The 16,126-nt window shown below is 63.7% G+C and carries 13 protein-coding genes; 9 read left to right on the top strand and 4 right to left on the bottom strand.

Annotated features, from left to right (window positions below; translation table 11 throughout):
* The first annotated feature begins 273 nt into the window (after window positions 1-273).
* Window positions 274-648: an ADP-ribosylation/crystallin J1 gene (locus CK219_RS02170; RefSeq protein ID WP_095765115.1), complete on the top strand. Its 375-nt coding sequence runs from the start codon at window positions 274-276 to the stop codon at window positions 646-648.
* A 4-nt stretch (window positions 649-652) separates the two neighbouring features.
* On the opposite strand, the gene glmU is transcribed toward CK219_RS02170, so the two are convergent.
* Complete coding sequence (gene glmU / locus CK219_RS02165; RefSeq protein ID WP_095765114.1) at window positions 653-2,023, bottom strand: bifunctional UDP-N-acetylglucosamine diphosphorylase/glucosamine-1-phosphate N-acetyltransferase GlmU; 1,371 nt, start codon at window positions 2,021-2,023, stop codon at window positions 653-655.
* 296 nt (window positions 2,024-2,319) lie between these two features.
* Between glmU and CK219_RS02160 the strand changes: the two genes are divergently transcribed.
* Entirely contained in the window at window positions 2,320-4,143 is a 1,824-nt protein-coding gene (locus tag CK219_RS02160) for an adenylate/guanylate cyclase domain-containing protein (protein WP_245340370.1), read from the top strand.
* Between the two features lie 177 nt (window positions 4,144-4,320).
* Here the strand turns inward: CK219_RS02160 and CK219_RS02155 are convergent, their stop codons facing one another.
* On the bottom strand, window positions 4,321-5,067 hold the full coding sequence (locus CK219_RS02155; RefSeq protein WP_095765112.1) for a cytochrome c biogenesis CcdA family protein: 747 nt from the start codon (window positions 5,065-5,067) through the stop codon (window positions 4,321-4,323).
* 347 nt (window positions 5,068-5,414) lie between these two features.
* Here CK219_RS02155 and topA point away from each other — a divergent pair, with 347 nt between their 5' ends.
* The 7 genes from topA (at window position 5,415) to rpmG (ending at window position 13,640) form a co-directional block, all read left to right on the top strand.
* Window positions 5,415-7,982, top strand: coding sequence for a type I DNA topoisomerase (topA, locus tag CK219_RS02150; protein ID WP_095765111.1), 2,568 nt, complete (start codon window positions 5,415-5,417; stop codon window positions 7,980-7,982).
* 6 nt (window positions 7,983-7,988) lie between these two features.
* On the top strand, window positions 7,989-10,295 hold the full coding sequence (rnr, locus tag CK219_RS02145; protein ID WP_095765110.1) for a ribonuclease R: 2,307 nt from the start codon (window positions 7,989-7,991) through the stop codon (window positions 10,293-10,295).
* A complete protein-coding gene (locus CK219_RS02140; RefSeq protein WP_095765109.1) occupies window positions 10,295-10,738 on the top strand; it encodes a DUF983 domain-containing protein in 444 nt (147 codons plus the stop codon). Before rnr ends, CK219_RS02140 begins: the two co-directional genes overlap by 1 nt.
* Window positions 10,739-10,829: 91 nt before the next feature.
* Window positions 10,830-11,570 carry an NUDIX hydrolase gene (locus CK219_RS02135; RefSeq protein WP_095765108.1) on the top strand — a complete coding sequence of 247 codons (741 nt, stop codon included), beginning with the start codon at window positions 10,830-10,832 and terminating at the stop codon, window positions 11,568-11,570.
* Between the two features lie 20 nt (window positions 11,571-11,590).
* Window positions 11,591-12,766, top strand: a complete 1,176-nt coding sequence (locus CK219_RS02130; protein ID WP_095765107.1) for an MFS transporter — start codon at window positions 11,591-11,593, stop codon at window positions 12,764-12,766.
* A gap of 91 nt (window positions 12,767-12,857) precedes the next feature.
* The gene (locus CK219_RS02125; protein ID WP_095765106.1) at window positions 12,858-13,316 is read left to right on the top strand and encodes a hypothetical protein; all 459 of its coding nucleotides are present in this window, start codon (window positions 12,858-12,860) and stop codon (window positions 13,314-13,316) included.
* A 156-nt stretch (window positions 13,317-13,472) separates the two neighbouring features.
* Complete coding sequence (gene rpmG / locus CK219_RS02120) at window positions 13,473-13,640, top strand: 50S ribosomal protein L33 (protein WP_006201775.1); 168 nt, start codon at window positions 13,473-13,475, stop codon at window positions 13,638-13,640.
* A gap of 489 nt (window positions 13,641-14,129) precedes the next feature.
* Here the strand turns inward: rpmG and CK219_RS02110 are convergent, their stop codons facing one another.
* Entirely contained in the window at window positions 14,130-15,503 is a 1,374-nt protein-coding gene (locus CK219_RS02110; RefSeq protein WP_095765104.1) for a PleD family two-component system response regulator, read from the bottom strand.
* A gap of 31 nt (window positions 15,504-15,534) precedes the next feature.
* Window positions 15,535-15,906, bottom strand: coding sequence for a response regulator (locus CK219_RS02105; RefSeq protein WP_027166515.1), 372 nt, complete (start codon window positions 15,904-15,906; stop codon window positions 15,535-15,537).
* Window positions 15,907-16,126: the final 220 nt, after the last annotated feature.

Genomic DNA, 16,126 nt, shown 5'->3' with positions numbered 1-16,126 from the left:
GCCTGCCGTAAAAGTCACTTTGCGTTTCGTTCCATGTCACCGGGAACGGTTTTGTACCATTGGACATTCTCAGAACGCCCTTGCAATCCGGTTACCGCAAACGCTCGTCTTGTCGCTTAGACGGTTTGGCGGCGTTCATCACCATGTAAACATTTGTGGCCGGAGCATGTCATCGTTCGAACGACGAACGCCACGCCACAGTTGGCAAAGGCCCGTACGGCGAACGCTCCTTGGGGCCTTGCCTCGGCTCGAATTGGGCAGTTTATTCGACCAATGAGCAAAGCGACGCATACCGTGACGCTGTGGCGGCCGGTCGGACCGCAGGAGTTGACGCTGATCAAGGCTTTGGGCATGCGCGAATTTCCGCCGCGCCTGCCCGATCAGGCGATTTTCTATCCGGTGCTCACTGAAGCCTATGCTGTCCAGATCGCCCGCGACTGGAACGTGCAGGCGAGCGGTTCCGGCTTCGTCACGCGGTTTGAGGTCCTGAAAAGCTTTCTCGACGGCTACCGCGTCGAGCACGCCGGCAGCAGGGCGCATCTCGAATATTGGATACCCGCCGAAGACCTGTCTCAATTCAACAAGGCAATCGTCGGCGAGATCGTGGTAACGGCTGCTTTCGGCAAAATCACCGAAAGCACCACCTGAAACGCTATTCCGCCGCAGCCTTCTTCTTCGCCGCGGCGGCGGAAGCAAAGCGTTCGCGCAATTCCTTGCCCTTGCCCGGAATCGTCTTCTGGCGCGCGCGGCCGAAGGCCAGCGCGTCGTCGGGCACGCTTTCGGTGATCACGCTGCCGGAAGCGATGTACCCGCCCTTGCCGATCGAGACCGGCGCCACCAGCGAGGAATTCGAGCCGACAAAGGCGCCCTCGCCGATATCGGTGAAGAATTTCGAGTAGCCGTCATAATTGCAGGTGATGGTGCCGGCGCCGATATTGGCCGCGGCACCCACGCGTGCATCGCCGATATAGGTCAGGTGGTTGACCTTGGCGCCCTCCTCGATCGTCGCCTGCTTGACCTCGCAGAAATTGCCGACCTTTGCCTTGTTTCGAAGATCCGCGCCGGGCCGCAGCCGGGCGAACGGCCCGACATCGCAATTTGAGGCGATCGTTGCGCCCTCGATATGGCTGAAAGCATGGATCTTGGCGCCCGATGCGATCTTGACGCCCGGCCCGAACCAGACATTCGGCTCGACGATCGTATCGGTGCCGATCTCGGTGTCGTGCGAGAAATAGACGGTTTCGGGCGCGATCAGCGTAACTCCGGACAGCATCGCCTCGCGCCGACGGCGCGCCTGCCAAATCGCTTCCGCCTCGGCGAGCTCGGCCCGGTTGTTGATGCCGAGCGCGCTTTCGAAACTCGCTTCCGTTGCCACTACGTCGAGCCCTTCCGCGCCGGCGATCTCGACGATGTCGGTGAGGTAGAATTCGCCCTTGGCGTTCTTGTTGCCGACCTTGTCGAGCAGCCGCAGCGCATGCTTGCCCGCCACCGCCATCATGCCGGCATTGCAGAAGCCGATCTTTTTCTCTTCCTCCGAGCAGTCCTTCTCCTCGCGGATGGCAATGAGATGACCGCCTTTTTCGATCAACCGGCCGTAGCCGGCCGGGCTTGGCGGACGGAAGCCGATGACCGCGACGGCGGCACCCTCCGCCAGCTTCTGCCGCGCGGCGGCCAGCGCCTGCGCATCGATTAGCGGCGTGTCGCCGAACATCACGAGAATATCGTCATAGCCCTTTGATATCGCTTCGCGCGCGGCGAGGACCGCATGCCCGGTGCCAAGCCGCTTCTCCTGCACGAAGGTCTCCGCCTTCGGCGCGAATTTCTGCACCGCCTTGCGCATCTCGTCTGCGCCGTGGCCGATCACCAGCGCCACACCGGTCGCGCCGGCGGCCTCAGCGGCTTTCACGACGTGAGCCACCATCGGCAGGCCGGCAATGGCATGCAGCACCTTGGGCATCGCGCTTTTCATGCGCGTGCCTTCGCCGGCGGCGAGGATAACGGACAGGCAGGTTCTCTGGCTCATGGATGGGCAACCGTATGAAAAAGGTTTGAATCAACGCATATTAACAGCGTAGGCCATGCTGCACCAATGCGGTTAAATTCCGGTGAGATGGCAAAGCCAAGTCTCCAAGTGCGAACGTCGGGTGTGATGACCGATACAAAAGCACCGCCACGGTGGCGTCAGCCGGTTACATAGGTCAGGAAATATCCCCGGCCTGCTGGGGGTGCTGCGTCGCAAGCGGGATAGCGAAATCTCGTGAAGGCAAGGCCGAGCTGCGTTTTCCGTTCCATATCGGCGAGGGGCGGAGACTGGGAGAGATGGATACCATGCGCGTGGCGCGTCTGGAAGTTGGCGGGACATGGACGCGGAGCGGCACGCGTGCAGGCGCTTGGCCGAGCGGTGCGATGACCGTGCGGCGCCACCTCGCTGCGATCCTGGCTTGCGACGTGGTCGGTTATTCGCGCCTGATGGAGCGCGACGAGCGCTGCACGCACGAGCGGCTGAAGATCTACCGCAAGGACCTCCTCGAACCGCTGGTCTCCGAGCATCAGGGTCGGATCGTCAAGCTCACCGGCGACGGCATGCTGTGCGAATTCGCGAGCGTTGTCAACGCGGTGACCTCGGCGATGGCGATCCAGCGGACCCTGGCAGAACGCGAGGCGGAGACCCCCGAGGAAGAGAGGATTCGCTTCCGCATCGGCGTCAATCTCGGCGACGTGGTTTGCGAGGAGGACGGCGACCTCTACGGCGACGGGGTCAACATCGCCGCCCGCCTCGAAAGCGTCGCCGATCCCGGCACCGTTGTCGTCTCGGGCACCGCCTACGACCACCTTCAGGGCAAGCTCGACTGCGGCTTCACGCCGCTCGGCGAGCTGCGCCTCAAGAACATCGAGCGGCCCGTGCGCGCCTACCGCGTCGAGTCCGACGCCAGCGCTGCCCCGCCTCCCCTGCCCGAGAAACCCTCGATCGCGGTTCTGCCTTTCACCAACATGAGCGGCGACCCCGATCAGGAATACTTCGCCGACGGGCTGGTGGAGGACATCATCACGGGATTGAGCCGAGTGAACTCCTTCTTCGTGATCGCCCGCAACTCGTCCTTCACCTACAAGGGCCGGGCGGTGGACCTGCGCCAGGTCGGGCGCGAGCTGGGCGTCCGCTACGTGCTCGAAGGCAGCATCCGCAGGGCAGGATCGCGGGTGCGTATCAGTGGGCAGTTGGTGGACGCGATCAGCGGACACCATGTCTGGGCCGACCGCTTCGAGGGCGATATGTGCGACATCTTCGACCTGCAGGACAAGGTGACCGAGAGCGTCGTCGGCGCTGTCGAGCCGAGCATCCGGCTGGAGGAAATCAAGCAGGCGCGCATGAAGCCGACTGACTACATGAGCGCCTACGACCTCTACCTTCGCGCGCTGCCGCGCTTCTACAGCATGACGCGCGAAGGCTTTGCCGACGTGCGTCGGCTCACCAACGAGGCGCTTAGCATCGACCCCGGCTTCAACTTGGCGAAGGCACTCGGCGCCTATATCCGCAGCATATCCGTGAGCCAGTGCTGGCACGAGCCCGAGGATACCCGGGTCGCCACGCGCATGGCGCGCGAGGTACTGGCGGAAGCGCGCGACGACCCCACGAGCCTGCGCTTCGCCGCGCAGGTGATCGCCTACAGCGCGAAGGAATACGAGATGGCGCTGGCCACGATCGAACGATCCCTGCTGCTCAATCCCAATTCGGCGCAGGGCCATACGAGCTGCGGTTGGGTCAACGCACATTCCGGCCGCCCGCTCGTCGCGATCGAGCACTTTCACAGGGCAATGCGGCTGAGCCCGGTCGACCCCGAGAAGGGCATCGCGCTCTCGGGCATCGGGATGAGCTACCTGATGCTCGAGCGCTACGAGGAAGCGCTGGCATGGGGAGAACGCGCGCTGCAGGAGATGCCGAACTACGGCTCCTCGCACCGGGTGGTGATTATGGCGCTGGTCAAACTCAACCGGCTGGAGGAGGCGCGGGCGGTGGCGCGGCGGCTGATGGAGGCGTTCCCGACCTACACGCTCACCCTGCAGAGACAGATCAACCCATGGCAGGACAAGGTGTTCGGCGAGCGTTACGTCGAGGCGCTAGGCATCTCCGGCGTGCCGGAGTGATCGTCGCGGCGGAAATTCCGGTGAGACGGCGGAGCAGGTGACTCGATGGGTTGTCTGAACATAGTGGTCGCCCCAGGTCTCCATAGCAAATTATGGAACACGAGATAGAGGGCACAGGACCCTTCGATGCTGATCTCTACAACGGGTTCACAGCTCGACTCTCTGCCAGCAACTAAACTACCCCAGCCTTCCCAGCACCGGGAAATTCTCCAAGAGCCAATAGGACGCGCTCTGCACGCCGCCAGTGAGGAAAAACACGCCGGCGACGACCAGCAGCGCGCCGATCGCTTTCTCGACACGGCCGAGATGGACGCGGAATTTGCCGAGGAAGCGCATGAAGGCGCCGGAAAACAGCGCCGCGATCAGGAACGGGATACCGAGGCCCAGCGAATAGGCGGCAAGCAGCAGCGCGCCCTCGCCAACGGTCTCGCGCCCGCCGGCCAAAGTCAGGATCGGCCCCAGCACCGGGCCGATGCAAGGCGTCCAGCCGAAGGCGAAGGCCAGCCCCATGACATAGGCCGCGATCATGCTGGCCGGCTTGCCCTGCGACTGGAAGCGCGCCTCGCGCGACAAAAGCGGAATGCGCAGGATGCCAAGGAAGTTCAGGCCCATGATGATGATCAGCACGCCCGCCGCCATCGCCAGCGGTTCCTGCCAGACGCGCAGCAGGCGGCCGATGGTCGAGGCGCCGGCCCCAAGCGCCACGAAGACGGTGGAAAAGCCGAGCACGAAGGCCACGGAAGCATAAAGCAGCGCGCCGCGCGCGCCCTCCTTCGCCGTGACGCTCTGATTGCCGCGGAAATCGTCGACGGAAACGCCGGCCATGTAGCAGAGATAGGGCGGCACCAGCGGCAGCACGCATGGCGACAGGAAAGAGATCGCCCCTGCCCCGACCGCGCTGACATAGCCGATGTCCAATGCCATCCAATGAGTCCGATTGTGCTAGCGACGATATAGCGATGCGGGCACGCCCCTGCCAATCACCATTGTGTGGCAAGTCGCCGCTTCGCCGCAGGAAGAAACAGGCAAACGCGTTGACCGAACAAGCGCGCGATAGCCGCCCGCCCGGTTCGAGGCGCGCATACATCCATCCCCAAAAAATGTGATCTTTGCCATACACTCTAAGAGTGTATCGTCCGCGGCCGCTTCCCAAATTGGCCGCTTCCCCTTGACCGATGGCAAAAGCACGGCCATGTGAGCGACGAAAAGAGTGGGATTTCGTCGTGCGTCGCGGAGTTCTTCCGCCACCTCACAGCTGATTAAGAGACCTCATGGACGTCGTCGTCGTCGAATCGCCGGCCAAGGCGAAGACAATCAACAAATATTTGGGCAAGAACTATAAGGTTCTGGCCTCGTTCGGCCATGTCCGCGATCTGCCGGCCAAGGACGGCTCGGTGCGGCCCGACGAGGACTTCGCCATGTCCTGGTCGGTCGACACCGCGTCCGGCAAGCGCCTTGCCGACATTGCCAAGGCGGTCAAGGATGCCGACGGGCTGATCCTCGCCACCGACCCGGATCGCGAGGGCGAGGCGATTTCCTGGCATGTGCTGGAAGTCCTGAAGCAGAAGCGCGCGCTGAAGGACAAGCCAGTCAGCCGCGTCGTCTTCAACGCCATCACCAAGGCCTCGGTGCTCGATGCGATGGCCCATCCGCGCCAGATCGACGCGCCGCTGGTCGACGCCTATCTCGCCCGCCGCGCGCTCGATTATCTCGTCGGCTTCACGCTGTCGCCGGTGCTGTGGCGCAAGCTGCCGGGCGCCCGCTCCGCCGGCCGCGTCCAGTCGGTGGCGTTGCGCCTGGTCTGCGACCGCGAATCCGAGATCGAGCGCTTCATCCGCGAGGAATATTGGCAGATTGCAGCCATCCTCGGCACGCCGCGCAACGACAGTTTCGAGGCGCGGCTGACCGCGTTTGCCGGCAAGAAGCTGCAAAAACTCGACATCGCCAACAAGGCTCAGGCCGACGACATCAAGGCGATGCTCGAAGGCGCGACCTTCAAGGCATTGTCGGTCGAGGCCAAGCCGACAAAACGCAATCCCGGCCCGCCCTTCACCACCTCGACGCTGCAGCAGGCCGCCTCGTCAGGCCTCGGTTTCTCGGCCACGCGCACCATGCAGGTCGCGCAAAAACTCTATGAAGGCATGGACATCGGCGGCGAGACTGCCGGCCTCATCACCTATATGCGTACCGACGGCGTGCAGATGGCGCCTGAGGCGATCGAGGCTGCCCGCAGCGCCATAGTCAGCGAGTTCGGCGCCAAATACCTGCCGGAGAAGCCGCGTTTCTACACCACCAAGGCCAAGAACGCCCAGGAAGCCCACGAGGCGATCCGCCCGACCGATTTCAAGCGCACGCCGGCTTCCGTTCGGCAATATCTCGATGCCGACCAAGCCCGGCTTTACGAGCTGATCTGGAAGCGCGCCATCGCCAGCCAGATGCAGCCGGCCGAGATCGAACGCACCACGGTCGAGATCGAGGCGGTCAACGGCGCCCGCACCGCGGAGCTGCGCGCGATCGGCTCGGTCGTCCGCTTCGATGGCTTCATCGCCGCCTATACCGACCAGAGGGACGAGGACGCGGAGGACGAGGAGAGCCGCCGCCTGCCCGAGATCCGCTCCGGCGAGCAGCTTGCCCGTCAGGCGATCAACGCGACCCAGCACACCACCGAGCCGCCGCCGCGCTACTCCGAGGCGTCGCTGATCAAGAAGCTGGAAGAGCTGGGCATCGGCCGTCCCTCGACCTACACCGCGATCCTGAAGACACTCGAGGACCGCGACTACGTCACCATCGACCGTCGCAAGCTCGTGCCGCAGGCCAAGGGCCGGCTGCTCTCGGCCTTCCTCGAAAGCTTCTTCGAGCGTTATGTCGAATATGACTTCACCGCTTCGCTCGAGGAGAAGCTCGACGAGATTTCCGACGGCAAGCTCGCCTGGAAGGACGTGCTGCGCGACTTCTGGAAGGATTTCTCCGGCGCCGTCGACGACATCAAGGAACTGCGCGTCGCCGACGTGCTCGATGCGCTCAACGAAGAGCTCGCGCCGCTGGTCTTCCCGGAGCGCGAGGACGGCTCCAATCCGCGCATCTGCCCGAAATGCGGCACCGGCAATCTGTCGCTGAAGCTCGGCAAGTTCGGCGCTTTCGTCGGTTGCTCGAACTATCCTGAATGCTCCTACACCCGCCAGCTCGGCGACGCCGCCAATCCCAATGGCGAGAACGGCAATGGCGAGGACGGTGTCAAGCTGCTCGGAAAGGATCCTTACACCGCCGAGGAAATTACCCTGCGCAGCGGCCGTTTCGGCCCCTATATCCAGCGCGGCGAGGGCAAGGAGGCCAAGCGCTCCAGCCTGCCCAAGGGCTGGACGCCCGACTCGATCGACCACGAGAAGGCGCTGGCGCTGCTGGGTCTGCCGCGCGATGTGGGAAAACATCCCGAAACCGGCAAGATGATCTCGGCTGGCCTCGGACGCTACGGCCCGTTCGTGCTGCATGACGGCACCTATGCCAATCTGGAAAGCATCGAGGACGTGTTCTCGATCGGCCTGAACCGCGCCGTTTCGGTGATCGCCGAGAAGCAGCAGAAGGGCAAGGGTGGCCGCAACGGCGCCACGCCGGCGGCGCTCAAGGAATTGGGCGATCATCCCGACGGCGGCGGCAAGATCGTCGTTCGCGACGGCAAATATGGTCCGTACGTCAACTACGGCAAGGTCAATGCGACGCTGCCAAAAGGCAAGGACCCGCAATCGGTGACGATGGAAGAAGCGCTCGCCCTGATTGCCGAGAAGGAAGCCAAGGGCGGAGGCGGCAAAAAGCCCTTCCGCCGGGCGGCGAAGAAGGGGTAGCAGGACGTGGCGCGCAGGATCTCCGGAAGAAGCCACGGCGATCCGCGCAACGCCGACACCAGGGCCAAGGTCAAGGACGACTATCGTCCGTCACGTGACGAGGTTCTGCGCTACATCGCCGAAAATCCCGATCGCTCCGGCAAGCGCGAGATCGCCAAGGCCTTCGCGCTGCGCGGCGAGGACCGCATCTGGCTGAAAGACCTGTTGCGAGACCTGCAGGATGAAGGCCTCCTCAACAAGGAGCGCAAGCGCCTCACCCGTGCGGGCGCCGTGCCTCATGTCGCGGTGCTCGACATTTTTGGCCGCGACGATGACGGCGTGCTTCTGGCGAATCCGAGCGAATATACCGGCGCCGGCTCGCCCCCCGTCATTGCCATCCGCATCTCGCGCGCCGCCGGAGGCCCGGTCCCCGGCATTGGCGACCGCGTGCTTGCCAAGACTTTCCCGACCGACGATCCGTCAGGCCCTGCCTATACCGGGCGGGTGATGAAGATCTTCGAGAAGCGCAGCGACGCCGTGCTCGGCGTCTTCCGCGTGCTGAAGGATGGGACGTTCCGCATCGAGCCGGTCGAACGGCGCCAGCCGGAACTGATCGTCGACAAGGAATTCCAGAACGGCGCCAGGAATGGCGATCTGGTGGAGGTGGAGCCGGCGCGGGCAGCCCGTTACGGACTGCCCCGGGCAAAGGTGCTGGCGGTGCTCGGCTCGCTGAGCAGCGAGAAGGCGGTCTCGATGATCGCCATCCACGCCCACGACATTCCTCATGTCTTTCCTGCGGACGTGATTGCCGAGGCCGAAGCGGTGAAGCCGGCGACGCTCGATCACCGCGAGGACTGGCGCAGTCTGCCGCTGGTGACCATCGATCCGGCCGATGCCAAGGACCATGACGACGCGGTCTTCGCCACGCCCGACACGGACGAGAAGAATCCCGGCGGCGTTATCATCACCGTGGCGATCGCCGATGTCGCAGCCTATGTCCGCTACGGCACGCCGCTCGACCGCGAAGCCCTGAAGCGCGGCAATTCGGTCTATTTTCCGGACCGCGTCGTGCCGATGCTTCCTGAACGCATCTCCAACGATCTCTGCTCGCTGCGCGAGGGCGAAGACAGGCCGGCAATCGCCGTGCGCATGACCTTCTCTTCGGAAGGCCGCAAACTCAGGCATTCCTTCCACCGCGTCATGATGAAGTCGGCCGCCAAGCTCGCCTACCCGCAGGCGCAGGCCGCGATCGACGGCGCGCCCGACGACAAGACACGGCCGATCCTCGACAGCGCTTTGAAGCCGTTATGGGACGCCTACGCCGTGCTCAGGCGCGGCCGCCAGTCCCGCCAGCCGCTTGAGCTCGATCTGCCCGAGCGCAAGATCCTGCTGAAGCCTGACGGCACGGTCGACCGCGTCGTCGTGCCGGAGCGCCTCGACGCGCATAAGCTCATCGAGGAATTCATGATCCAGGCCAATGTCGCGGCCGCCGAGACATTGGAGGGCAAGAAAGAGCCGCTCGTCTACCGCATCCATGACGCGCCGTCGCTCGCCAAGCAGGAATCGCTGCGCGAGTTCCTGGCAACGCTCAGCCTGTCCTTGGCGCGCGGCGCGCAGATGCGGCCGAGCCAGTTCAACGGCATTCTGGAGCGGGTGCGCGGCGCCGACAACGAGGCGCTGGTCAACGAAGTGGTGCTGCGCTCGCAGAGCCAGGCGGAGTACTCGCCGAAGAACATCGGCCATTTCGGCCTCAACCTCAGGCGCTACGCCCATTTCACCTCGCCGATCCGCCGCTACGCCGATCTGATCGTGCACCGCGGGCTGATCGCGGCGCTTGGCCTCGGGCCCGGCGGCTTGGCGCAGCAGGAGGCGGACCGGCTGGAAGAGGTCGCCGCGCTGATCTCGGCGACCGAGCGTCGAGCCATGGCGGCCGAGCGCGATACGGTCGACCGGCTGATTGCCGCCTATCTCGCCGAGCGCGTCAACGACACGTTCGACGCGCGCATCTCCGGCGTCACCAAGGCGGGACTCTTTGTCCAATTGCCGCAGTATGGCGCCGACGGCTTTATTCCGGTGTCAACTCTGGGCGGCGACTACTATATCTACGACGAAACCGCCCGATCGCTGTTCGGGGAACGCACCGGCAAGGGCTATCAGCTTGCCGATCGTGTCGAAGTTCGGCTGGTCGAGGTCGCGCCAATGGCCGGTGCGATGCGTTTCGAGATGCTGACCGACCCGAAGCCCCTGCCCGGCTCGAGGCGGTCGTTCCACAAGGCCAAGGGCCGCGCCCGCGCGTCGCAATCGCGTTCGGGACCGCGCGGCAGGAGACGATAATGCCAGGTAACTTCCAAGTGCAAGAACAGGTCTTCGGCGGCGAGCATCATTCGGGCCGCGTCGCGCGTCCGCTGTGGACGGCGATCAAGCGCGGGATACTCGGCCGCTGCCCGCATTGCGGCAAGGGAAAGCTGTTCCGCGCTTTCGTGAAGCCCGTGGACAAGTGCGAGGTCTGCGGCGAGGAACTGCACCACCATCGCGCGGACGACCTGCCTGCCTACCTGGTCATCGTCATCGTCGGTCACATCGTCGTTGGCGGCTTCATGGCCGTCGAGGCCGCGTCGACGCTGTCGACCTGGCAGCACGCGCTGATCTGGGTTCCGCTGACCATTATTCTGGCCGTCGCACTGCTGCAGCCGGTCAAGGGAGCTGTCATCGGCCTGCAATGGGCGCTTTATATGCACGGCTTCGGCGACGAGAAGGGCGAATTCGAGAGCCATTGATAAGCCAGGTCGCACCGCGGTCGGCCCTGGTGCAAAGGCCGCGACGCGCAAGCCACTTTCGCATCAAGGAAGTTTCCGCTAGGTCGAGCGCATGGAAGGAATGACCAAGGCGGATGTCGACAAGCTCGATAAGGCCCTGGCCGTGCGCAGCGGCCGGGCGCTGCGTCCGCGTGATGCCGCGACCCTCATTCTGCTCGATCGCCGGGACAAGGACGTCTTGGTGCTGATGGGCCGGCGTCATGCCGGGCACGCCTTCATGCCCGGAAAATTCGTCTTCCCCGGCGGCCGCACCGATCCCGCCGACAGCCGCGTTCCCGTCGCTGCCCCTCTGGGTGGTGAGGAAGAAGGCAAGCTGGCCGCAGGCCCCGGCCGTGCCAGCGCGGCGCGGGCCCGCGCAATCGCCCTGTCGGCGATTCGCGAGACCTATGAGGAAGCCGGCCTGCTGATCGGCCGCAAGGGCACCTTCTCGACCGCAAAGCGCGACTGGCAGGGTTTCGCCGAACACGGCGTGATCCCCTCGCTGGACGCGCTCCGCTTCGTCGCCCGCGCCATCACTCCGCCCAATCGCGTGCGCCGTTTCGACACGCGTTTTTTCAGCGCCTGGCGCCACGACGTTGCCGTGGAATTGCCCGGCGGCGGTCCGACGAACGAACTCGAAGAACTCGTCTGGCTGCCGCTTGCCGATGCCCGCAAGGCCGACATCCCCGACATCACCGGCATGGTCCTGGAAGAACTGGAAAGTCGGCTTGCCGAAGATCCATTGTTGCGGCCGGGGGGCGCCGTGCCGTTCTTCCGGCTCGTCCGCAACCGCTTCGTCCGCGAAGTCCTTTAGAAGCAGAGCATTTTGATCTCATGACGGTCGATACCCAACAACAGGGCGACGAACGCGTACACTGGCTGCCGATGGTCGCGGCGATCTCCTCGATCAGCGTCGTCGGCATCGCCATCGGCCTCGGCATGCCGCTGCTCAGCGTCATTCTGGAAAGCCGCGGCCATTCGGCTTCGATGATCGGCCTCAACACCGCTGTCGCCGGCCTCGCCTCGATCGCCGGCGCGCCTTTGGCCACGCCGCTCGCCATGCGGCTCGGCGTCGCCTGGACCATGCTGTTGATGATTGCCATCGGCGCGCTCGCCTTCGTCGGTTTCCATTTCGCGCCGGATTTCTGGATGTGGTTTCCGCTCCGCGTCGCCCTGCACATCTCGCTGACGGTGCTGTTCATCCTTTCGGAATTCTGGATCAGCACCTCGGCCCCGCCGAACCGGCGCGGCCTTGTGCTTGGCATCTACGCCACCGTTTTGTCACTCGGCTTTGCCGCCGGACCCTGGCTGTTCGCCCATCTCGGCAGTTCGGGCTTCCTGCCGTTCGGCGTCACCATAGCGCTGGTGACGCTTGCCGCCATTCCGGTGCTTGCCGCCCGCAACGAGAGCCCGAGTATCGTCGCCGACAGCGAAACCAGCCACTTCCTGCGCTACATCTGGCTGGTGCCGACCGCGACCTTCGCCGTGCTTGTTTTCGGCGCCGTCGAGACCGGCGGTTTCTCGCTCTTCCCCGTCTATGGCAGCCGTATCGGCTATTCGGAAGCCGACGCCGCGCTGCTTCTGACAATGATCGGGCTCGGCAATGTGCTTCTGCAGATCCCGATCGGCATGATCAGCGACCGCGTTTCCGACCGCCGCTACCTGCTACTGGCCTGCGCCACGGTCGGGCTCATCGGCACGGTCTTCATGCCGTTCTTCGCACAGAACTGGCATCTGATGGCGGCCCTCCTGTTCGTCTGGGGCGGCGTCGTCGCCGCCATGTACACGATCGGCCTTGCCCATCTCGGCTCGCAGCTGTCCGGCCATGAGCTGGCATCCGCCAATGCTGCCTTCGTGCTTTGCTATGGCGTCGGCATGGTGCTGGGTCCGCAGGCGATCGGCATCGGCATGGATGCCTTCGGCCCATCCGGCTTCGGCTGGTCGCTGGCCTTCTTCTTCGCCGCCTATATGGCTTTGATCTTGGTCAGGCTGGTGCGCAAGATTCTCTAGGCAATGCCGCTGAAGCGTCGGGCATCCTGACATCACCGTGTCAGCAGCACCCCTGCTATACCTGTCTCCAGCGCGAGGTAGGAGAATTGCGATGGTCGACAGCGGCTTTGAAACCAAATCCCTCAGGATGGAACTGCTTCTGCTCGTCACATTCCAGGCGCCGGCCGCCGATGTCGAGCGCATCATGGAGGCCGTGGTGGCGATCACGCCGCTGCGCATGGGCAAGTATGACGCCAACGCCTATCAGTCGGCGCAAGGCATCGAGCGCTACCGGCCGCTCGAAGGCGCCGCGGCCGGCGCTGAGACCGAACTGCGCCGGCGACCCGGCACCGTCGAAGTGTCGTTCGAGATCGCCGACGACCAGGCGCTCGCCGCCCGTGTCGTCGAGGTGATATTCCAGGCCCATCCCTATCAGGAGCCCGTCATCCGCATCCAGCCGCTGCTCGCCAGCCGTTCCAAGGGTCTTGACGACCGTGCCAATCCCAACCGCTGGTGGAACACCACGGGCGACTGGAAAAAGGCGGGGCAATTGGTCGAGCATAACGCTTGAGACGTGGACACTGGCCATGTCGAAATGAGGCGAAGAAGGCGCTCGGGCTTGACTTTCCAGGCGCGTTCTTTATGTGTCGCGCCAAGTTTCCCGCGTCCGGGTGTTTTCCCCGTGCTTCAGCGGCCAAAACTCCACGAACATTAACGGACGAAAATCATGGCCAAAGCCGCAAACATCAAGATCAAGCTTCTGTCGACCGCCGACACCGGGTTCTTCTACGTCACCAGCAAGAACAGCCGTACCAAGACGGACAAGCTCTCGTTCCGCAAGTACGATCCGGTCGCCAAGAAGCACGTCGAATTCAAGGAAACCAAGATCAAGTAATCTGGCTATCCCGAGAAATCGAAACGCCGCCCTCTGGGCGGCGTTTTTGTTTTAGGAAGGACCGGACGACAAAGGAGCCGTGCCACGATCAAGCACGGGGGTTCCGATGTCGGTTTTGAGAAAAGGGGGCCGGTCGGCGGTTGGCAGCGGTACGAGGAGGCCACTATGTGCCAGCGCCGGCCGGCCGACCCCACGGACCCAGGAGATGCGGCGGACCTGAGCATCATGGGGTATTTTTGGATCGAGCCGGCTACTCTACCCTCGCGCCAGCCTCGTCTTCTGTCTATGCGTCGCAGATTTGCGCAAGACCTCATAAAAATCAACCATTTCTTAACCACCGCTCACGAATCGCTTGGGTTAAGGTAAATTCGTAACCCTGTTGCAGCGCTGGAGAATCGTCGCCTTTATGCCGAGCATGTCTCCCGAAAGTGGAAACCGGTTTCAGGATAAAGACAGGCGCGTGCGGGGTCTGAAAGATCGCGACGCGTTTTAGGCAGCCTTGGCGACCACCCTGTTGCGGCCGCCGCTTTTGGCCTCATAGAGCGCCAGGTCGGCGCGCTTCATCAGCGCGGCGACGCTGTCGGTCCCTTTCAGGAGCGACGACACGCCGACACTGACCGTGACCTCGATCGCCTTGCCGTCGGCACCGATGGCAAAAGCTGCCTGCGCGATCTCGGCGCGAATGCGTTCGGCCACCTTCTCGGCGACCGCGCCGTCGGTGTCCGGCATAACCACGACGAACTCCTCGCCGCCGAAGCGGCAGGCGAGATCGATGCCGCGCACATTCTTGCGCAGCCGCCGGGCGAACTCGCGCAGAACGTCGTCACCGCCGTCATGGCCATGGGTATCGTTGATCGACTTGAAGCGATCGAGATCGGTGATCATCACCGACAAGGGCCGCCGCCGCGCCACGGCGCGATCGAACAGTGTCTGCAGATGGCTGTCGAGGTAGCGGCGGTTGTGCAGCCCGGTCAGCCCGTCGATGACCGCCATCTCGATCGTCTGGGCGACGCTGGCGCGCAACTGATCGTTGTAGCGCTTGCGCCGCACCTGTGTGCGCAGGCGCGCCGTCAGCTCGTGCTGGTCGATCGGCCGGATCAGGTAGTCATTGATGCCAAGTTCCAGGCCACGCAGGATGCGGCCCTCCTCGCCCTCGTCGGCGAGCAGCATGATCGGCAGGAAGCGGGTGCGGTCGAGCGAACGCAGCTGCGAGCAGAGTCTCAGCGCATCGAAGTCGGAGAAGGCAGTCGAGATCAGCACGCATTCATACGCCGTCTCGGCCGCCTGGAAGAACCCCGCATTCGGGTCGGTCGCGACATCGAGCTCGGCGGTGTTGCGCAGCATCTTCTGGATGCGTTCGACGGAAGTTTTGCGCTCGTCGATGAGCAGCACCCGCGGCTTTGCGTCTTCGGTCGCGAAATCGCGGCTCAGAAGTTCCTCGATGCCGATATTGCGCGTGGTCGAGGCGCGCAGCCTGAGCTCGTCGGTCAGCGACTTCAGCCTGACCAGGCTCTTGACGCGTGTCATCAACTGCAGGTCGTTGACGGGCTTGGTCAGGAAATCGTCTGCGCCCGCCTCGAGGCCGCGTACCCGGTCCGACACCTGGTCGAGCGCGGTGATCATGACGACAGGGATATGCGAGGTCGCCGGATCGCTCTTCAGGCGCTTGCAGACCTCGAACCCATCCATGTCCGGCATCATCACATCGAGCAGCACGACGTCGACCTTGCCGTTCTCGCAGGTCTCGATCGCATCCGGGCCGTTATTGGCCGTCAGCACCTCGAAATACTCGGCAAGCAGCCGAACCTCCAGCAGCCGCACATTGGCGGGGATATCGTCGACGACGAGGATCCGCGCGGTCATCTCAAAACTCCGGTTCTGCTGGTCTCGGGCATCAGGCGTCGCCCAGATAGGATTTGATCGTCTCGATGAAGCGCGGCACCGAGATCGGCTTGGAAATATAGGCCTCGCAGCCGCCCTGGCGGATGCGCTCCTCATCGCCCTTCATGGCGAAGGCGGTGACGGCGATAACGGGGATCGAATGCAATTCGTCGTCTTCCTTCAGCCATTTGGTCACTTCCAGGCCGGACACTTCCGGCAGTTGGATGTCCATCAGGATGAGGTCCGGCCGGTGCTGGCGCGCGAGGTCGAGCGCCTCCAGGCCATTGCGCGTGCGAACCGTTTCGTAACCGCTGGCTTCGATGAGGTCCCGAAAGAGCTTCATGTTAAGCTCATTGTCCTCGACGATCATCACCTTCTTAGCCATCAGTTTCCCGTCCCGACCGCCCTCGAAGCCGAAGGCCGTCGCAATGCGTCCCCTTCGGACCGCACCCAACCCATTTCCACTCTAGCCCAATATGATTGACGAAACGGAAACCGGAGGTTGGAAAGCTGCACCAATTCCACCTTCGGACGTTGCATGGGAAAGAGCGGAGGCTTGCCGCAAGCGACGCTTGCCGTTACTGCGGAAGGAGACTCGAAAAAAT

The sequence above is a fragment of the Mesorhizobium sp. WSM4313 genome (genome assembly GCF_002294725.1).
Classification (GTDB): Bacteria; Pseudomonadota; Alphaproteobacteria; order Rhizobiales; family Rhizobiaceae; genus Mesorhizobium.
The sequence above is the reverse complement of the archived record's forward strand: the minus strand, read 5'-3'. Positions and strand labels throughout refer to the sequence as shown.